Here is a 19,817-nt window from a genome sequence, read left to right as displayed (position 1 = left end):
ATTATATTTAACCTTAACTTTATTGACTTAAGATCACGTTATTTAATTGTATTCATACATCTTATATATCTATATATATGCCACGTCTAATTATGGGAGATATAAAATTTGAAAGTTAAGATAATGACCATTTTGTTATTAGTAATATTCGGTCTCATTGTTGGTAAATATTACATTAGCCATAGTTCATTAACATTAGTGCCTGCCCCAAAAGCACCGAATAATAACGAGGATACTGATTTTAAAGCCGCAACAGTTGCTGATGAGCGTCAGCTGATGAAGCCACCACGAGAAGATGCATCGAGCGCTGGAGATGCTCGTTCTGCTCTGAATTCAGAGCCTATCACTGAAGAGCGCATGCTTGCGGCACAAACCGTTGATGAAGTATGGCACGACATCAACCCAAGCCCAGCGTTGCAAGCCATTAGGCCAAAAAGTGATGCAGTGACGGAAATCAAAGCGATCGAAATCGAAAATATTGAACAATTCCGAGTTCTGGCAACGGGCGATGCTGTCACGGTCACTATGCCTGATAACCAGCCAGTCAATATCCAAGTCACTTCATCAGAAATTCAGAATGAAGGCGTCCGGACTTGGTCTGGGCAGTTTGAACTCGACGGGGAAGTTTACCCGGCCACATTCACTTTCGGCAAAACGGCAATACTTGGTTTTATTGGTCATCCCAGTGGTCAAGTTAAGCTTGAAGGCAACGGCAGTGAAGCATGGGTTTACCGAGTACCACCGAATCATGGCTATGACGAAACCTCGACCAGCCATTGATACCTAAAACGCACGGCTTTGTGTGTTAATAAAATAAATAATGTAGGAGTTTTCTATGAAAATAGCGTCATTGGCATTAGCCGTGGTGTTAGCAACACATGCGTTACCGAGTAGTGCAACCACTGAAATTGATATTCTAGGTGTTTATACACCCGGCACGGCTGAGTGGTTTCAGCAAGATCACGTGGCTCAAATCCAGCACCGATTTAACGTGGGAAATGAAATTCTGCGTCAAAGTGGTCTGGACATCAAAGTCAACTTAATTGGCACGAAAGAAGTAAAATACGATACGCAAAGAGGGCTGAAAAAATCGCAAGAGCAGGCGCTTGATGCGATTACTCCCGGCAATAAACAAGATCCGGCGTTTGCCGATATTGAGCAATATCGTAAGCAGGTTGGCGCGGATATGGTGGCGCTGTTTCGTAATCTAGATATTAAAAATTCTCCTGATTATGAAGATAAAGGCAATGGTACTTACATGCTGAGCTGTGGTCTAGCATGGATAATCCCTGCCGCGTATTGGAACAATAGTGCGCGTTATGCGCAATCTAGAATGTACAGTCATAGCTATTTGAATGAGTGTGGCGATGATACGTTTATTCACGAATTAGGCCACAATTTGGGCTTGAACCATGCTCATGAACAGTACAATGGCGAACCCCATCTTTCAAATGGTACAGAGCAAGATGCGTATGGTTATGGGGTTCAAGGCCAATTTGCGACGACCATGGCCTATGGTTTCTTATTTGGTATTCATAGCCGTTCTTACACATTCTCTAACCCAAGCAAAGTGTGTAAAGGTCAAGCATGTGGTGTCACTGACTACGCGAACTCGGTGCGAGCGATTGGCCTGAGCGCGCCACACATTGCGGCGATTTATGCACGTCCAGATGGGAGTAATGACGGAGGAACGTCACCCACTGAACCGACTTCGCCCCAACAAGCCATCTATGATTTACAAGGGCCTTTTGCCATTCCCGATCATGCACAAGGAGAGTTAGCACTTCCGATTAATGTGACTTATCAAGGAAATGCGGAAACGGCCACTATTCAACTTGATATTGAACACCCATTTGTGGGTGATGTTTCAGTCAAGTTGTATGCACCTGATGGTGGCTATTGGAACTTAAAATCGTATAACCAGTATGATCGCAACACGGCTTATCGTGTTCGCTTTACACTCAGCGGAATGCAACAAATGAACGTGCAAGGCCAGTGGCGTTTAGTCGTGGCGGATCACTATCAAGGTTTAACGGGTGTATTAAATTCGGCACGTTTATCCTTTGAATAAAGGTTTGCTGTGATGTTGACCCTGCACCTATGTGCAGGGTTTTTAATTACTGGCCAAATTGGGTGGCTTTGAATTGATTCAGCAATCGATGGATCACATAGGTTGTAAGTAATGTGGCGACAATAGCAAACAAAATACTGCCGACTCGGTACAGGGCACTGAAAATTAAATCATTTCCCGGCGTCAAATATTGACCAAACAATATCCCCAAGGTAGTCAATGAGCCAAAGCCGACCCCTGAACCGCTGGATTCTTTTACATGCCAGTAGCTAAAGAGCATCGCACCTATCCACAGCAGCGGAGTAACAAATAAAAGCTGACCTGACCAATCGTAGAGCAGCAGTTGGACCGCAATACCGAAAGTGACACCAAGCAGAGTACCCATCGCGCGTTTGCGTGCGTAGCCTAGCGCTCCGTTCCAATGCATCGGGAAAAGTAGCAACAAGGTTGTGGCTTGCGCGGACATTGAATCTTGCAGATCGAATATTTGAAACACAACGAAAGAGAGTGTGGCAATGGTTGCGCCCATGAGCGCTTCATGGCGCATACGATGTGACTCTTTGGCCACGCTTGCATGAGCGGGAGGTTGCCTTTTCTGTGCGTCGGGAATACAGAATGTCACCAGATAAGCGACCATTACCGAAAGCAAATTCGCGATAAAGTTGCTAGTAATCAGATCGTTAAGATCAGTTGTGGGGTAGCTTGCAAAGTGCAGCATGATGCTCAAGCTCAATACGCTGTTCGCTCCAAATAAGAATAAGCTGCCTTTCGACATACAAGCAAATTTGCAGAGAAACAGTACAAAAGCCATCATCGTCATCAGTGCCGGATGAGCGCCAAACAGCCCCCCGAGAATGGCTACTTCTAAGCCACAAACGACGGCGGAAGCGAGCAGTTGCTTTGCGGCGTGCGCATTCATGACGGGCACCATGCCCAGTAACAGCATCGGTGTTACGGTAAAAAATACCCCGTAGTTCCAACCCAGTAGTTTACAAAAGGTAAAACCAAGCGTCGCACCTGTTGCTATTCTGACGCATTGGCGAAAGTCATTTTCAGATAATGGATGATCCCAAAGTCGCATTTTTTACTCCGCTTAATAGACGTAGTGCAGAGTGCTCAGAAACTGAATTTGCATTTTTGCCAGCCAAGCAAACGGGCCACTTTCTGGTAGCAACTGTACCGTCGCACGAGCACCGGAAGGCAATGTTGACATCGTTTCATCGAGCGAAAGGTGCACACGCATGCGTTGTGCATCACGCACCCAGCGATTAGATTCTGTTGGAGTGGCTAAACGCCCATTCGCATCAAACTGACCAGTGCTTACCCCAGCATCCAGGCTACGAATACGCGCGGTAAAGACTTCGCCGGGTTTGCTATCAAAAGCAACTAGGGCGCGGCTATTGTCTGGGAAATGGCGTAAGCTTTTTTCTCTAAAATCAGCAATCACGTCTACATCCGTCGCTACCAACGCAACTAACGGCATACCTGCTGCGGCGTAGGTGCCCGTTTCAAGCTGTAAGTTGGTAATGACACCATCTTGCTCTGCTAGCGTTTGTGTGTAGGCAAGGTTTAGCTTGGCCTGCGCCAATTGGTTCAAAGCGGCGCGAATGCTGACGTTACTCTCGTCACTATTACCTCGACTGACGTGCAATTCTTGCAGGTGAGCTTGCGCTGCAACCAAATTGGCTTTCGCGGCGGTAGCGCCACTTTGTGCATCGTCTTTAAGTTGCTGAGAAGTCCCATTGCGTGCAAACAGAGTGTTTAATCGGTTAGCTTCGCGCAACTTTTGATCGGCAACGATACGGCTTGCCGTGACATTAGCTTCTGCGGCTGCAATCGATGCATCCAATTGAGCATTACCTTGTACCGCACGTTCATAATTGAGTTGGGCCTGCTCTACCGCCAGTTGATAGGGTTGTGGGTCGATGGTGAAAAGTACTTCACCCTTGTGTACGGTTTGATTATTAGTGACAAAAACATCACTGATTTGACCATTAACTCGGGGAGATATTTTGGTCACAGTCCGCGTTGCCATGGCTTGCGGTGTTAAAGGCATAGCCAAATCGGCCACCAAAAAATAGGCAAAGAGCGCCACAAAAGCAACGATGGAATATTTGATCCAAAGTGCAAATTTTTGATCAGGTGTCATAAGTAATTATTGTTCCTTTGAAGGTGTTGCTATCGGTTTGTTGAGCGTATCTAGAGCGTTGTGTGAGATTTGTTCGAGCGTAAGAGTCAGTTGGTGCAATTGTTGATCGTCAATATTACCCAGTAAGTTTTGGCGAACTTGCAAAATACGGGTTTCCATCTGCTTGATAAGAGCACGCCCGTTACTCGTCAAACTGACGATTCGAGCGCGCTTATCGTTGTGACAGCAGTGACGTTCGATCAGCGATTGTTCTTCGAGCTGCTTTAAAGTTCGCATTAAAGAAGCCAGTTCTATTTCTAACGCTTCGGCTAAGGTTTTTTGACTGACGTTGTCACCGAGACGCTGTAATTTCCACAATGCGGTCCAACGAGGATGGGTAAGGCCCAAGGGTGAGAGTTCTCGGTCCGCCACCATTTTCCATAAGCGTGAGAGACGAGCAAACTGCTCAGCGAGTGATAATTCTTTCAGGGTGTGCGTGTTTTCAATCATAACGAGTCACATATTACTTAGCGTGCTAAGTAATATAATTTAGTTAGCGCGCTAAGTAAATAGCTAATGACGAAGGCTGACATTTTCATACAAACTCAGGACAGCACCTCTCAATGAAACACTGTACATTATTTTCAATGAGCGACTCCCCAATGTTTGAGGCTGTCCTAGCTGCTGAAATTCTGGTCCATACTATGATAATTGAAAATAAACTCGACTACCTGTTTAGCCTGTCTGAACTCTCCGAAACGATTTACCCCAATACCAAAGGCTGGTCTAAAATCAGGAAGAATATCCGTTTTTGTTTATGGGGCGTGACCAATGCCTATGCTCTAAAAAGTATGCTGAGGCTGTTTTCGTGCTCCGAGTTAGCGGAGGTATTGAAGCAATGCCCACAGTTTTTGGAAAAGCCATTAAAACCTTATCTCTGCGTCAATTGGTCTGCCAAAGAGCGTACATGGCACATTAATCAACATTTTATCTACTTAGTTGAACAGTTTGGCTTTAATGCTGCGAAGTTTTTCTCAGAATCAGGCTTCTCTATTTTTGATTTTTACGACAAAAATGGGGCGAGTTATTCATTAAGCCTGTGCAGTGGAGAGATAAGAGAAGGTTCGTTGGGGCTGCAACTGACGGATGAAAAAGGGCAGAAAATTTACTCGATCAGTTTCAATGTTTCTGATCAAGGGCGCAGTATTTACATTGGTTCACTACAAGGTCCAAGCAGTGGTGTGACCGATCGTAATCAAATCATTAAAGATTTGACGCGCACGACTCACGGCTTAAGAACTAAAGCACTGATGGTTGAAATGATCATGACGCTAGCGCGTATTTTAGGGGTTGAAAACCTGTATGCGATTTCTAACCGCGGCCATATGTATCAAGCGTTGCGTTATATTGGATCAAAGCGCAAATCAGTAAGCTTTGATTACGATGAACTGTGGACAGAGTACGAAGCAGAGAAAATGAGCAAATATTTGTACCGTTTGCCAACCACGCCAAACCGTAAAGGTGTTGAGACGCTAAATCGCAATAAACGCCGTCTATATACTAAACGTTATGAGTGGTTAGCCGAGGTGGAAACAGCCATGTCGGGCCGTATTGAACAGTTGAAACTTATGCCCAAGCATTTCGTGGTTTGATGGATCCACAAAATTAGAGGCTGATGTTATGGTTCAAAACGTCACTGTAGGCAACGCTTCAAACTCAGGTTTCGCAAAATAGTAGCCTTGCATGAGTTCAATGCCGAGTCGTTTTAGCCATAACATTTCTTGTTGAGTTTCAATACCTTCAGCGAGTGGACAAATCCCTAGTTCAATGAGCATTGCAACAGTATGACGGACGATTGCTTGCTTCGTGATGTCTTGATCGATATTACGCAGCAGTGACATATCTAATTTTACTATTTTAGTTTGGAAGTTAACCAATAGCCCAAGCCCGGCGTAGCCTGCACCGAAATCATCAATCGCGGTAGTAAATCCTAGGTTGGAGTAATAAGCGACGATCCGTTTTATGTGCGCTGTGTCTACGATTTTTTCCACCTCAGTAAATTCAAACATGATCCGTTCTGTCGGGAAACCGAACTGCTTTGCTGCCTCTAATGTGGTGCGGATACAACGCTCTGGTTGGTAAACGGCATTAGGTAAAAAATTAATGCTCAAAATACCTGACAGTTTTAGTTTAGCCGCGAGTTTAATCGCTTTGATTCGACAAAGTTGGTCAAAGCGGTATCGGTTGTCATCACTGACTTGTTCAATGATGGAGTAAGCCGATTCATTATTCAGACCTCGTACGAGTGCTTCGTAGCCAAAGATGGTGTTATCTGCAACGTTAACTATGGGTTGGAAAGCCATGGTGAAGTCAAAAGGCAAGCTTTGTTTTTCTGAGCATTGCTGGCAAATACGTTGGTCCATATGGACTTGCTGTTGTTGCATAATCACTCACTGATATTTAATCGAATAGCATGATTATAGTTACTTGCAGCGTGCTCACCAAATTGCATAAATCAAAACGTGACCAGTAAGCCGACGAGCTACAGCTCTTCAATATGGTGTAGATAGTATTGAGCTTGATCTAAGATTGCTTGTTGAGTGGCGTTTTCAGTGTTATCCCAATTTTTATAAATCATGCCTATCCTTGGATTTTTGGCTAACCGTTCACGATGAGTGAGCATGAACTGCCAATATAAACTATTGAATGGACATGAATTTAGACCACTACGGCTCTTTACTTGGTAGTGACAATCTTTGCAGTAATCACTCATTTTATTGATGTAAGAGCCGCTTGCGGCATAAGGCTTGGTGGCAACAATTCCCCCATCAGCAAACAGAGCCATACCTCGGGTATTGGGCATTTCTACCCATTGCAATGCATCAATATAAATACCTAAGTACCAGTCATCCACCTCATCCGGCTCGCAACCTGATAGGAGTGCAAAATTACCCGTGATCATCAAACGTTGGATATGGTGTGCGTAGGAAAATTCCAGTGATTGAGTTACGGCTTGTTTAACACAATGCATACGAGTATCCCCTGTCCAATAGTAGTGAGGAAGAGGTCGTTGAGCATCAAGGGCGTTGTGCTTGGCGTATTGGGGCATGTTCGCCCAATAAATGCCTCGAATGTACTCACGCCAGCCCAAAATTTGCCTAATGAATCCTTCGATTTGTGCTAAATCCATCGTATTGTCATTCTCAAATCGCATGAGTGCACTTTGAATGACTTCTGCAGGCGATAGTAGTTTGCAGTTGAGTGCAAAAGAGAGCCGGCTATGGTAGAGGCTCCAACGATGTGGGCTCTTTGCCGTCATTGCATCTTGAAAGCGACCAAACAGCGGCAAGCCGTACTGACAAAAGTGGGCCAATAATGACAGCGCTTGTGAGCGGTTAATCGGCCATAACAATGAAGGAGTATACAGGCCGAAAACGTGAATATTATGGTGCTGTAAACGGTTATAAATTGCACTGACATCGTTTTGAAAGCTAAGTGGTTTGGGTAGGTTTTCTATGTCTTGCACGCTGAGCTTATTGCGATTTTGGTGATCAAAATTCCAACGCCCACCCAAAGGCGTTTGATGATCATCTTGCAGAAGAATACCGAATCGCTTACGCATTTTGCGATAAAACGGCTCCATAATAGTGGTTTTGTCGGTGTTAAAATGCTGAGTGATCTCGTCAAAAGGCAATAAAAAGTGTTCAGTATCAAAACAAGTCACTTGTGCATGAGAGAGGTTTAACTCCTGCAACTGTTGCCAAACTCGGTATTCGTCAGGTCGCTGATAGTGAAAGTATTCTGCGTTGATCTGATGACACAGATCACTAATCAATGGTGGTAGCTGCAAATAATCGGCAGTTTCATCAAGGGTCAAGTAGAGAACCTGGTGTCCCTCACTTTGCAATAATTCGGCAAAAGCTTCCATCGCGGCAAAAAAGGCGCAGATTTTTTGAATGTGATGTTTTACATAGCCTGTTTCTTGTTTAAGTTCAGCTACCACGTATAGCACGGAATCATCCGTTTTGTTAAACCAAGAGTGCTTGATATTGAGCTGATCGCCTAGGATCAAGCGTAAGGTTTTGTACGTTTGCATGCTGTATACCGTTGAGATTGGTTATCGAACATCTTCTACGTTCCAATCAAAAAATCGATCATTGTTGCCGAATAACAAGCGCTGTCTTCCTGTTGCGCTTTGAGAGCCAATTAAGAACAAACAGAGCGATAACGTGAATGTGAGTAGGTTAACATCAATTGAGCGGCTTTATTGCCGAAGGATGAATGATCATTTCCTCTAAACCGCCGCCGTTATGTACTTGAGTGAATCCTTGCTCGAGTAAATAGGCCATGGCTTGGCCCGATCGATTGCCGCTGCGGCAGTAAACCACAATCGGTTGTTGTTTATCGATGTGAGAAAAAGCACTGCTAACAGTATCAAGTGGGTAGTTTAGCGCACCTTCAATATGGCCAGCTGCAAATTCTGCTGCGGTTCGAACATCGACTAAAAGCGCGCCATTTTCAATCCATTGCCATGCTATCGTTGAGCGCTCTGATGCCAATGCATCTGAGGTATTGGAGATCAGACCTACACACAATAACGCTTTGGTCATCAGTGACTTTAACATGTTAGTTTCCTTCTTTTGGCTTAAAAATTAGCCTTCAAATGTGAATGGCGTTAATCAAGGGATTTCTTAAATCTCAAAGATGCGACGATAATCCCACCGACGGTAAAGCTTAACATCCATAACGCATCTCGCCATAGATCCATGAGGTTAGCACCGCGCAACACAATCCCGCGGATCATGCGCATAAAGTGGGTCGCGGGCAACGCTTCAGAAATCCACTGTGCTGCTACTGGCATGCCTTCGTAGGGAAACATAAATCCAGAAAGTAAAATCGAAGGCAGTAAGATAAAAACAGTCATCTGCATGGCTTGCAGTTGAGTGGAAGCAATGGTTGAAATCACCAAACCTAAGGTCAAACTGGCGGCGATAAACAGCAAAGTACCGAAGAGAATTTGGCTGATCGCACCATTAATGGGCACGTCAAAAATAAAATGCCCTAAGCCCAAGATGATGAAGACCTGAATTAATCCGACAAAGATATAGGGCACAATTTTGGCAACCATAAGCTCAATAGAGTGAATTGGCGTGGTGATCAGCAGTTCTAAATTGCCGCGCTCTTTTTCTCGCACAATCGCGGCACTGGTGAAGAGGATCATCGTCATGGTTAAAATAACCCCCAGTAAACCGGGTACGATATTGACCGCAGAGCGGCGAGTGGGGTTATAAAACAGCGTGACTTCAAAGGTTTTGACGGTAGCTGGACGAATGTCAAAATCAAAATCGGTCAGCGGCATGGATTGCAGACCTAAAATGGAGGCACTGATCATCGTATCGGAGCCATCAACAATCCACTGGCCTAACACGCGGTTTTGCACCGCGCGCTGGGTGAGATCTTTTGGCAGGATCAGCGCTGCTCTCACGTTACCTTGTTCAATTGCATGTTCAGCTTGATCTGCTGTGGCAAAAGTGTGTTTGACGCTCACAACCTGTGTGGCTTTGACTGACTCTACAATTAACCGTCCGAGGGTACTTTCACTTTGATCAACGATGGCGATCGGAATATTGCGTACGTCAGTATTGATGGCAAAGCCAAATAGCAACAGCTGGATCAGTGGGATCATCACTACCATGCCGAACGTAATTCTGTCTCGCGAGAGTTGGCGTATCTCTTTCACCATCACCGCTTTCATTCGAAACAGTGCTTTCATTGACGCCCCTTGCCAGTCACAGTGACAAAGACATCTTCCAAACTTGGGCGAGCTAGATTCATCTCAGCTTCAGCCAGTTCAGGGAAGGTTGTTTTTAGCCACGCGATAGGTTGTGTGACTTGTTGATGAATAAGGATCCGCAAGCGGATGCCAAGTTGCGCAGCAGAGCGAACCTCCGCCCGAGCCATGACTTTTTCTTTTAATTGGCGCAAATTATGGGCTCGGACTTCGACAATGTTGACGCCCATCGTATTCATTAAGGTTTCTGGCTCACCATCTGCACGAATTAAACCCGATTCCATGATGGCTAAACGGTGGCAGCGTTCCGCTTCATCCATGTAGTGAGTGGTGATCAAAATGGTGGTGCCTTGGTCTGAAAGATCGAACAATTGTTCCCAAAATTCCCGTCTATTTTCAGGATCGACCGCCGACGTTGGTTCATCCAAAAACAGCAGTTCAGGTTTATGCATCGTGGCTGCTGCTAGTGACAAGCGCTGCTTTTGGCCGCCACTCATCCCACTTACGCGTTGTTTTCGGCGCTGATCAAGCCCATAAGTGCACAACTGTTCATTGAGCCGTTGTGCCAATGCTTTGCGCGGCATACCAAAAATTTGTCCAATAAATTGTAGGTTTTCCTCTACGGTCAAATCATCGTATAACGAAAATTTTTGCGTCATATAACCAATTTTTAGGCGCAATTGCTCGGATTGTTTTGGGATCGCTAACCCCAGCACATCAACACTGCCGGAGGTAGGGCTTAATAAACCCGTGAGTACGCGAATTGTGGTCGATTTGCCACAACCATTTGGGCCGAGAAAACCGTAAATGGTTCCTTTGGGGACACTCAGATTGATGCCTTCAATCGCAGTGAAATCCCCAAATTTTTTGACCACATTACGGGCGTGAATGGCGAGTTCAGTCACTATTTTTGCCTCGCTAAATCGACTTGCGCCGGAATGCCAGAAGGGAGCGATTGCGCGGATTCGGGCAGATCCACTTCGGCTAGATACATTAAGCGGGCGCGTTCATTTTCGGTCAGTGCGTAGTAAGGCGTGAAAGAGGGTTCCGTTGCCACCCAACGCACAGTGCCTTGCAGCGGCTCTTTTATACCGTCAATATGCACTGGAAACTGTGCGCCCGGCACGACCGCTAAACGATGTGGTGCGGGAACGTAGACGCGAGCATAAGGGATGCGGCTGGCTTGGATGATAGCGACAATGCCGTTGTTTGGGACGCGCTCACCCAAGTTGTATGGGAGGTTATCCAAAATTCCATCGCGGGTGGCGACAATGGTTAACTCGTCGAGCTTTTGCTGTTGCAGTGAGACGTCGGCTTTGGCGGCGGTCAGCGCCGCTTGCGCTTGTTCAATATCTTCAGGGCGAGTGCCAGCGGTGAGCTTAGCAAACTCTTCTTTTGCAGAATCGAGTTCGGCGCGAGCGGCATCACGCGTGGCGGTGGCGCTGTCTTTTTCTGATTGGCTGAGGAGCTTTTTACCAACCAGTTCTTCCACACGTTTGAAGTTTTGCAACGCCTCTGTCAGTTTGGCTTGCGCGCGATTGACTTTGGCTTGTGCGGCCGCCGTGTCTTCTTGGCGTTCACCATTACTCAGTTTGAGCAAATACGCTTGCGCTTTGGCCGCCTCTGCGAGTGCATGGGCCAGCACCGCCTGCTGATTTCTGGTATCCAGTCGAACCAATACTTCGCCAGCATGCACTGCGCTGCCTTCCGCGACAGGAAGCGCGCGAATGATCTCATTGGCGGTGGCGGAAAAAGTGATGCGGTCTCGTTCTAAAGCGCCCAATGCTTGCGCGCTATTTTCCGGCGAGCAAGCATTGAGAGTTGATAGTAAAAGAGAGATAAAGGCAATGCGGTGTTTCATGCTCATGGCGAGAGGCTCGGTTAACTTATTGTCTTCATACTAGAAGTTTACCGCCAGCGCCTCAAGTTACATGATTCATCAAAAGTAGAGGATGTGATTAGCCCCACTTTAATATCGGCCATTGTTGGGGCTGAGCGTATTGGATGAGACGCGTGCATGGGTTAACCAAATAGGTGAAATCGGCGTGTAGACACAAAGGTAAATCATTGATCGAGTCAGTGAAAAAATGCACTTGACCCACGTATTGTGGGCGCTTAGCTAGCCATTCATTTAAGCGAGTGACTTTACCGTCTCGGTAGGTGGGTGTCCCCAAAATATGCGTGGTGTAATGGTTGTTCTCTATGACCATATCGATACCCATCGCCTCTGCAACGCCTATTTTACGGGCGACAGCTTTAACCAAAAAACTGACCGACGCCGAAATAATTAGCATTTGAATACGCTCGTCCGTTAACTGTTTAATGAGTGCTTTGGCTTGAGGAAATAGCCTAGGTACGATGCGTGTAGCGACACAATCGTCCGCCAAGCGCTGGACTTGCTCTGTGGGCAGGGTGAGCAAAGGTTGCATCGCAAAATCGAGGTAATTTTCCATGTCCATTTCACCGCTGGCATAGCGTGACATGATCAGCCTATCCTGCGCGACAAAATCAGGGTCGCTCGCTATGCCCTTATCGGCCAAATATTCGCTCCAAATCATTGCGCAGTCGCCGTCAATCAATGTGTCGTCCATATCAAAAACGTATAGAGGTGTCGGCATCTATTTAGGCTCTCACAGGTTGTATTTCGTTAAGGTTAAACAGTAATTCTAGCTGACTGCCAGTGGAAAATAATCGCTCTGATGAACGATTGAGTAAATCGACCGTGAGCTCGCAGCCTCGCACATCCACATGGTAGCGAATGACATTACCCAGTAATTGGTGATGCTTGATGGTGCCATGTTGCGGCGCAGAAACATGGGCACCATAGCTCCGCCCAGCTTCCTTGACGTAGATGGATTCGGGGCGAATAGCCACTTTCCAAGCCGTGTCTATGTTAAACAACTGCTTGGCGGTGGCCGCCTCTACTAAATTGTAATGGCCCATAAAACCGGCCACAAACTCATTGGCTGGCTGAGTATAAATGCTTTCTGGGGAGCCTTGCTGAACGATTTCACCTTGGTGCATTAAAAAAATACGATCAGAGAGAATCATCGCCTCTTCTTGATCATGGGTTACAAATACGGTGGTGAGATTGAGCTCTTTTTGAATATCACGGATCTGCTGGCGTAAATGTTTGCGAATTTTGGCATCCAGTGCTGAAAGGGGTTCATCAAGTAGCAAAATACGCGGCTTGACCACTAAGGCGCGAGCTAAAGCGACGCGTTGGCGCTGCCCACCCGAGAGCTGGTTGGGATAGTGTTTTTCTTTCCCTATCAGCGAAACCAGTTCGACCACTTTTTGTACTTCGCGCGCGATGTAAGCTCTGTCTTGCCCTTGCATTTTGAGGCCAAAAGCGATGTTTTCAGCCACCGTCATATTTGGAAACAGAGCGTAGGATTGAAACACCATGCCAATGCCGCGTTGCTGTGGTGTTTGGTTAGTGATGTTTTCACCGTTGACCCAAATTTCGCCGTCATCGACGGGATTTAAGCCAGCCAAACTGCGTAATAAGGTCGATTTCCCGCAGCCGCTCGGGCCAAGTAGCGTGACAAATTCCCCTTGCTCAATGGAAAATTCAATCCCTTCAAAAACGGTATTGTTGCCAAAACGTTTGGTGAGGTTGTCGACGTGGACGTAATCAGAACGAGAGGTTGTGTGGGTCGTGGAATTCATTGAGTGGATCCTCGGCTAAAACGACTGGCGAGCCAAGTCAGTAAAAAGATAAATAGGAAGTAAGTCATCACTAACGCGGAGGTGAAGTGACCACTAGTCTGACGCATGTTGTAGAGATAAATCTGCAAGGTTTCATAGCGCGTGCCGACCAGAATGTTCGCAAATACAAACTCGCCAAGTAGAAAAGAAAAGGATAGAAACAGCGAAGCCATCAACCCTTTTCTAATGTTTGGCAGTACGATCAGTAAAAAAGCACGGCTGGTGCTTGCGCCGAGCAGGTGCGCGGCGTCCATGAGATCGTGTAGATGGATCGCCTCAAAACTGTTGGCAATTGCACGGTACATAAACGGCAGCGCAATGGTGAAATAAGTGCCGATCAAAATCCAAGGTGTACCCACAATTGGAAATTGGCTATCGGCGTACAGTTGCAGTAATCCAACTGAAGAGACCACAGGCGGTACCGCAAAAGGAATTAAAATCAGCAGGTTCATTACTTTATCGAGACGAGGGAAATAGTAAAACACCACGAAGATCGCCGGAATAATCAAAACCGCGCTGAGTGTCAGAGAAGCGATGCCAATCAGCAATGAGCGGCCAAATGCATCGAGAAAGCGAGGGTCGGTCAGCAGTTTGAGATACCAGTCAAAGGTGAAGCCATCGGGTAAAATCGTTGCGCCCCAGCGTGAAGAAAAGGAATAAACCAAGGTGGCTAAAATGGGCAGCAACATCACTCCCACGATGGAATAGACCACACTTTTATGAAAGGTGATTTTATCAAGGGTAGGATTAGCGTTTTGCATGGGTGTTCCTTGCGCTATAGCTTTTCGCAATTAGCCACTGATTGATCACAGTAATGAAGGCTAAAATTAGCATCAATACTACGGAAATGGCGGCGGCCAAATTGGGCTCTAAGAACAGATCTCCCGCCACTAAACTGGCAATGCGTACCGTAATGACGTTGTAGTTGCCGGATGTGAGTGCGTAGACGCTGGCATACGCGCCCATCGCATTGGCGATTAGGATAATCAAGGTGCCGAGTAGGGCTGGTGAAAGCACAGGCAAGGCGATTTTCTGCCAATATTGCCATCCATTGGCGCCCAGAGTAGATGCCGCCGCTTGCCAGTCATCACTGAGCGCATCAAATGCAGGATAGAGCAGCAGCACGCCAAGAGGGATCTGAAAGTAGATATACATCGCCAGCAGCCCCCATTTGCCATATAGGTTGAACTCTTCAATCAAACCGTATTGCTTTAGCAGCAAAGTCAGTGCGCCGTTGACCCCAAGAATAATAATGAAAGCGAATGCCAAAGGGACGCCAGCAAAATTACTGCTCATATTGGTAAAGGCGATCACACCATCGCGCAGCTTGCCATCGACTCGGCGTAAGGAGGCGACCAACATTGCCGCAATCGCAAGGCCCGCGACGCTGGACCATATGGCGAGCCACAAACTGTTGCCCAGCCCTTGTAAAATAAAGGATGAGCTGAAAATTTCGCGATAATGGTCTAGTGACCATTGATCGTCAGAGATAAAGCTGTTGAACAAAACCCACAGCATGGGGGCGAGCTGAAATAAGTAGAAAAACAGCGCAAAAGGAGTAAGCCATAACGCAGGTTTGAGTTTGCGTGCCCAGTGCGTTGATTGGCTCAGCACGGCGCTAGGCTTGCTAATAACTTGGCTACTGCTCATGCTAAGCACTCCGCAGAAAAGGGCTTATTGTGATCAAGATTAAGCAGTTGGCAGCACAGGCCGCAGAGCTCAGTTTGTTTGATCTCACAAGCTTGGTGCGAAAATTGATCGCCCAATACAAACAGCGGGACGTTGCGCTCTTCGGTTAATATTCCGCCGTGTGACTTGTCATTGTTCATGCCGTGATCGCTGGTCACCATCACTTGGTAGCCATCGTTTAGCCAACTTTCTAAAAAGTGAGATAACAGCGCATCGGCCATGCGTGCACTATTACGATACTGTCCTGAATCAAGGCCAAACTTATGCCCAGCATCATCGATATTCATTGGATGGATCAGTAAAAAATCAGGCTGATGAGTACGACGTAAGTGTTCGGCGTCTAAAAACAGTGCTTCATCGGGATAGTGATCCCAGTGATAAAAACAGCCATGCTGAATATTGAGTGTTTTATCACAGGTAAAACGATCGCGCGTTGCATCAAAAGGCGCGCGGTTATAGAGCTCGCTGACCCAATGATACGCCGCTGCGGCTGTTGTCAGCCCTTGCTCTTTTGCCAAACTGAAGATGGATTGATGATGTGAAAGGCGCACAATGTGGTTATGAACAATGCCGCTTTCGACAGGCTTTACGCCAGTGAGTAGACATTCATACAAAGGACGCGATAACGAAGGTAATTCACATTGTAGGGAGTATAAGGTTGCTCTTTGCTGCTCAATTAAGCCGTTTAAGTAGCCCATGCAATCACGGGCTACGGAATAATTGAGTCCATCAAGAACAACAAGGATCACCTTATTGTTCATGGTTGCCTCTTACTGCTGGTGGATAATGACATTTTCTTGCCATTGACGTGGCAATTGACGAGCTGATTTTTCCCAAGCATTAAAGTCGCTAATTGGGCTCACGTTCTGGTATTGATCGTTAGCAATCAATTTGCTTTGTACCGCAGCAGGCAGTGCAACGTTGCTGCGGATCGGGCGAGCATAGCCTTGTGCAAGGTTGATTTGGCCTTGATCGCTAAAGATGTATTCACGTGCTAGCTTGGCCGCGTTTGGGTTTTTGGCGTATTTATTGATGATGGTGGTGTAGCCGGAAATCACAGAACCATCTTGCGGAATGTTAACGGTAAAGCGGTTACGGTCAATTTGGTCACGGTAACTTAGGGCGTTGAAATCCCACAATACGGCCACTTCAACTTCACCTTTTTCGAGGTTAGCGATACTTGGGTCTGTAAATGATAAGCGCCCTTGCTTGGCGAGTTTGGCAAAAAATTCGATTGCCGGATCGAGGTTATTTTCACTGCCACCATGAGCAAAAGCAGCGGCTAGTACGGCATTATTTGCTTGCGCGGCAACGCCTACATTACCAATACTGATTTTGTAATCGCCTTTGAGCAAATCGTTCCACGTTTTTGGCGCATTCTTGACTAGATTATTGTTCGAGATAAATGAAATGGTGCCCGTATAAGCCAGAGCCCAGTGGCCATCTTTATCTTTGGCCCAGTCAGGGATGTCATTCCAAGTGCTCGGTTTGTACGCTTGAGTTACGCCTTTTTTCACCGCCACGCGAGCAAATGCAAAGCCAACATCACCGATATCGGCGGTTGCATTTTTCTTTTCGGCTTCAAACTTGGCAATTTCTTGCGCTGAGCTCATATCCGTATCTTGGTGTTTTAGGCCATAAATCTTACCTAAATCGCTCCACGTGTCTTGCCAGTTGGCCCAACTGCCGGGCATACCAATGCTGTACACTTGGCCTTCTTGTTTCGCTGCGTTGATCAAAGATTGTAAATCAGCCTCTTTAGCAAAAGCCGAAGTCGAAAGAGTCAGCGCAAGTGCTGTGGCAGTCGTTGCGCGGGTAAATAAGGTTTTCATTGTCGCTATCCTTCTGGACTAGGTCAGTAAGTTCGATTTTTATCCTAGGGAAGAACTGTGACGTTTTCGGTGTAGTTATTTGACATTTTTGATGATTTTCTATTGCACTTTTATTTCAAATTCAATCAATTAGCCTGTCATAAATCTGTTATCTGCCTTAAGTAGTCTAAAAGACGTTTATTCACTCTGTATAATATTGGACTAGGTCACGCATGAGATTTCGCAGCCCTTTGCCAGTGGCAAATGCTCCTTTAGAAAAGACCCAACTTGGTAACATTAAAGGCACCCTTCGTGATCAAATTTGCAGTGGGATGCTGAGCGACAGACAAAAACTGCCATCTGAACGTGAATTGAGTGAATTGTTTAATACAACGCGCATTACAATTAAAGACGCTTTGGTTTCACTGGAAACCGAAGGGTTGATTTACCGAGAAGAGCGGCGTGGCTGGTTTGTCTCTCCGGCGCGAATTCATTATAACCCGCTATCGCGTTGCCACTTCCACCAGATGATCCGCGAGCAGCACCGAATCGCAGAAACTAAGCTAGTTGCGGTACGCAGCGTGATGGCTTCTCGTGAGTATGCAAGAGCGATGGATATTGACCGAATTACGCCCATTCATATTATTGAACGGTTGCGCTCGATTGACGGGCGAGCGGTACTGTTTGTCGAAAACTGCCTGATTGCGCAGTGGTTTCCAAAGATATTAGAGGAAAATTTAACCGCTTCGTTAACGCATCTCTATCAGCAAAAATACGGTTACATCACCACGCGTTCTCGTTTTGAAGTAATCCCTACGGCTGCACCTCTTCATGTGGCAAAAGCCCTTAACTTGGCTGCTGGCCAATCTGTAATGAAAATTTGTCGAGTTAATTACAAACAAGATGGCGAGATCATGGACTGTGAATTTGAGTACTGGCGGCCAGATTCAGTCCTGATCCGTATCGACAGTTGTGATGGAGAATGAATAGCTTTAGACTCGGCGCAACCTTTTTCACCCTGCTAGTCGTTTATGAATTTTTCTAAGCTTAACTTAAGCGCCCCTTTGATGGCTGCGCTGCCTGCGTCGCGACACACGGCGACCAAAATCCAACAATTGGCTATTCCAGCCGTACTTTCTGGGCAAGATGTGCTTGCCTTCGCGCAGACGGGCAGTGGTAAAACGTTAGCTTATGGTTTGCCTTTACTGCAACGGATTGAAGTTAATACTCTTGAAATTCAATCGGTTGTCATTGTTCCTACCCGTGAATTAGCACAACAAGTCAGCCAAGAGCTGAGTACCGTGGCAAGCAAAATGGGCATTAGCTTATGCACTTTATGCGGGGGAGTGGCCCAAGAAGAGCAGCTTGCGCAGTTGGCCAAATTACCGCATTTAATCGTCGCGACACCGGGCCGCTTGCTTGATTTACTCACACAGCAACTGATCTCATTGGAGTCGATGCACTGTGTGGTGTTAGATGAAGCTGACAGACTGTTAGAGATGGGGTTTTGGCCGGATGTACAACGCCTGCTCAGTTTTATGCCCCAAACCAAACAAACGTTGTTGTTTTCCGCCACACTCGCCGCCGATCTCGAACAGGTGGCATTGGCTGTGTTAAATAACCCGGTAAAGATAGAGGCGAATCAAGCCAATCAAGTGGTGGAAGAAATTGAAGAGCAGCTCTACCTTGTGAATAAGGGCAGTAAAGCACAAGCATTAATTGCTCTGATTAAGCAGCGAGCTGGGCAGCAAGTATTAGTGTTCATTAGCGCTCGTGATAGTGCTGACGCGGTCGCGAAAAAATTACTCAAAGCGGGTATTCGTGCGGCAGCTTTGCATGGTGAAAAAGATCAAGTTATTCGCGAGCAAACGTTAGCCGATTTCAAAGCGAATCAAGTGGATGTACTGGTGGCCACCGATTTACTGGCGCGTGGTATTCACATTGACGCGCTGCCAGTGGTGATCAATTTTGATTTACCGCCTAGTGCGCCAGTTTATATTCACCGCGTTGGCCGCACAGCGCGTGCTGGTCAAGGTGGTGTGGCGATTTCGCTGGTCTGCCATGGTGAAAGCCAAGCGCTGGAGGCAATCCGCAGCTTAACGCAGCGCGCTTTACCTCTGCAGGCGTTGACCGATTTTCCAGTGACAGACCAACCGACCAGCGGTGAACCGAAGCGCAAACCGCGTGATAAGCAAGCCAACCGCCGCAGTGCTCAAAAGCGCAGCGTGAAGCAGTTTCAACAGAAAACAAGCCATTAAGTAGCTCAATATACGCATGCTATTGTGCGCTTTGATGGAGTAAGGAAACTAAGTGACTCAGGAAATTTATGCATTTATCACGATTGAAATGGCACATTAATCAAGTTTATGTGTAAATTTTCAGCAGCTTATTGTGAACAACCTATCATTATTGGACTAAATCAAGAAAATACAGTATTCAGTTTCATGAGATTATATTCACAATTTTAGAATCATTTCTAGGATAAATATTCTTTAATCCACGTTATTAACACGATTGTGGATAATTAGTCGTTAATCAATCATTATCAATATAAGCGATGACTTTCTAGTCAAATAATATTTTAATGTATGTCACATTCACTGAAAATTTTTTAAC

At 46.2% G+C, this 19,817-nt stretch carries 20 protein-coding genes; 5 read left to right on the top strand and 15 right to left on the bottom strand.

Annotated elements, in window-relative coordinates; genetic code table 11:
- The first annotated feature begins 123 nt into the window (after positions 1–123).
- Together AACV12_RS13420 and AACV12_RS13415 are read left to right on the top strand one after the other, a co-directional pair.
- Entirely contained in the window at positions 124–780 is a 657-nt protein-coding gene (locus AACV12_RS13420) for a hypothetical protein (protein WP_019280795.1), read from the top strand.
- A gap of 55 nt (positions 781–835) precedes the next feature.
- Positions 836–2,071, top strand: coding sequence for a zinc-dependent metalloprotease family protein (locus AACV12_RS13415; RefSeq protein ID WP_013868260.1), 1,236 nt, complete (start codon positions 836–838; stop codon positions 2,069–2,071).
- A gap of 46 nt (positions 2,072–2,117) precedes the next feature.
- Here the strand turns inward: AACV12_RS13415 and AACV12_RS13410 are convergent, their stop codons facing one another.
- The 3 genes from AACV12_RS13410 to slyA are packed head-to-tail and all read right to left on the bottom strand — an operon-like array spanning position 2,118 to position 4,709.
- A complete protein-coding gene (locus tag AACV12_RS13410; protein WP_017049321.1) occupies positions 2,118–3,152 on the bottom strand; it encodes a DUF2955 domain-containing protein in 1,035 nt (344 codons plus the stop codon).
- 12 nt (positions 3,153–3,164) lie between these two features.
- The gene (locus AACV12_RS13405) at positions 3,165–4,220 is read right to left on the bottom strand and encodes an HlyD family secretion protein (protein ID WP_017049320.1); all 1,056 of its coding nucleotides are present in this window, start codon (positions 4,218–4,220) and stop codon (positions 3,165–3,167) included.
- Between the two features lie 6 nt (positions 4,221–4,226).
- Entirely contained in the window at positions 4,227–4,709 is a 483-nt protein-coding gene (gene slyA / locus AACV12_RS13400) for a transcriptional regulator SlyA (RefSeq protein WP_170900508.1), read from the bottom strand.
- A 113-nt stretch (positions 4,710–4,822) separates the two neighbouring features.
- Between slyA and AACV12_RS13395 the strand changes: the two genes are divergently transcribed.
- Positions 4,823–5,851: a VirK/YbjX family protein gene (locus AACV12_RS13395; protein WP_017046842.1), complete on the top strand. Its 1,029-nt coding sequence runs from the start codon at positions 4,823–4,825 to the stop codon at positions 5,849–5,851.
- Positions 5,852–5,884: 33 nt separating this feature from the next.
- Here the strand turns inward: AACV12_RS13395 and AACV12_RS13390 are convergent, their stop codons facing one another.
- From AACV12_RS13390 to AACV12_RS13335, 12 genes are all read right to left on the bottom strand, one after another.
- Positions 5,885–6,643, bottom strand: a complete 759-nt coding sequence (locus AACV12_RS13390; protein WP_026027758.1) for an EAL domain-containing protein — start codon at positions 6,641–6,643, stop codon at positions 5,885–5,887.
- 98 nt (positions 6,644–6,741) lie between these two features.
- On the bottom strand, positions 6,742–8,295 hold the full coding sequence (locus AACV12_RS13385) for a cryptochrome/photolyase family protein (RefSeq protein WP_170900506.1): 1,554 nt from the start codon (positions 8,293–8,295) through the stop codon (positions 6,742–6,744).
- A 154-nt stretch (positions 8,296–8,449) separates the two neighbouring features.
- Positions 8,450–8,824 (bottom strand): rhodanese-like domain-containing protein, encoded by a 375-nt coding sequence (locus AACV12_RS13380; protein WP_017049317.1) that lies wholly within the window; start codon positions 8,822–8,824, stop codon positions 8,450–8,452.
- A gap of 50 nt (positions 8,825–8,874) precedes the next feature.
- Positions 8,875–9,972, bottom strand: coding sequence for an ABC transporter permease (locus tag AACV12_RS13375; protein ID WP_170900504.1), 1,098 nt, complete (start codon positions 9,970–9,972; stop codon positions 8,875–8,877).
- Positions 9,969–10,895, bottom strand: a complete 927-nt coding sequence (locus AACV12_RS13370; RefSeq protein ID WP_017044975.1) for an ABC transporter ATP-binding protein — start codon at positions 10,893–10,895, stop codon at positions 9,969–9,971. The genes AACV12_RS13375 and AACV12_RS13370 overlap by 4 nt, the downstream gene beginning before the upstream one ends.
- Positions 10,895–11,857: an HlyD family secretion protein gene (locus AACV12_RS13365; protein WP_445286169.1), complete on the bottom strand. Its 963-nt coding sequence runs from the start codon at positions 11,855–11,857 to the stop codon at positions 10,895–10,897. Before AACV12_RS13365 ends, AACV12_RS13370 begins: the two co-directional genes overlap by 1 nt.
- Before the next feature lie 91 nt (positions 11,858–11,948).
- The gene (locus AACV12_RS13360) at positions 11,949–12,608 is read right to left on the bottom strand and encodes an HAD family hydrolase (protein WP_170900502.1); all 660 of its coding nucleotides are present in this window, start codon (positions 12,606–12,608) and stop codon (positions 11,949–11,951) included.
- Positions 12,609–12,612: 4 nt separating this feature from the next.
- A complete protein-coding gene (locus AACV12_RS13355) occupies positions 12,613–13,662 on the bottom strand; it encodes an ABC transporter ATP-binding protein (RefSeq protein WP_170900500.1) in 1,050 nt (349 codons plus the stop codon).
- Complete coding sequence (locus tag AACV12_RS13350; RefSeq protein ID WP_010318639.1) at positions 13,659–14,462, bottom strand: ABC transporter permease; 804 nt, start codon at positions 14,460–14,462, stop codon at positions 13,659–13,661. The genes AACV12_RS13355 and AACV12_RS13350 overlap by 4 nt, the downstream gene beginning before the upstream one ends.
- Positions 14,449–15,351 carry an ABC transporter permease gene (locus tag AACV12_RS13345; protein ID WP_170900498.1) on the bottom strand — a complete coding sequence of 301 codons (903 nt, stop codon included), beginning with the start codon at positions 15,349–15,351 and terminating at the stop codon, positions 14,449–14,451. The genes AACV12_RS13350 and AACV12_RS13345 overlap by 14 nt, the downstream gene beginning before the upstream one ends.
- Positions 15,348–16,151 (bottom strand): alkaline phosphatase family protein, encoded by an 804-nt coding sequence (locus AACV12_RS13340; protein WP_010318641.1) that lies wholly within the window; start codon positions 16,149–16,151, stop codon positions 15,348–15,350. Before AACV12_RS13340 ends, AACV12_RS13345 begins: the two co-directional genes overlap by 4 nt.
- Before the next feature lie 9 nt (positions 16,152–16,160).
- A complete protein-coding gene (locus AACV12_RS13335; RefSeq protein WP_094128569.1) occupies positions 16,161–17,222 on the bottom strand; it encodes an ABC transporter substrate-binding protein in 1,062 nt (353 codons plus the stop codon).
- 212 nt (positions 17,223–17,434) lie between these two features.
- Here AACV12_RS13335 and AACV12_RS13330 point away from each other — a divergent pair, with 212 nt between their 5' ends.
- Together AACV12_RS13330 and AACV12_RS13325 are read left to right on the top strand one after the other, a co-directional pair.
- A complete protein-coding gene (locus AACV12_RS13330; RefSeq protein ID WP_170900496.1) occupies positions 17,435–18,187 on the top strand; it encodes a UTRA domain-containing protein in 753 nt (250 codons plus the stop codon).
- Between the two features lie 45 nt (positions 18,188–18,232).
- Positions 18,233–19,459 carry a DEAD/DEAH box helicase gene (locus AACV12_RS13325; protein ID WP_064626554.1) on the top strand — a complete coding sequence of 409 codons (1,227 nt, stop codon included), beginning with the start codon at positions 18,233–18,235 and terminating at the stop codon, positions 19,457–19,459.
- Positions 19,460–19,817: the final 358 nt, after the last annotated feature.

Origin of the sequence: Vibrio sp. 2-2(8) (assembly GCF_963888495.1) — a bacterium.
GTDB lineage: Bacteria > Pseudomonadota > Gammaproteobacteria > Enterobacterales > Vibrionaceae > Vibrio > Vibrio anguillarum.
This window is presented reverse-complemented; position numbering and strand designations above follow the sequence as displayed.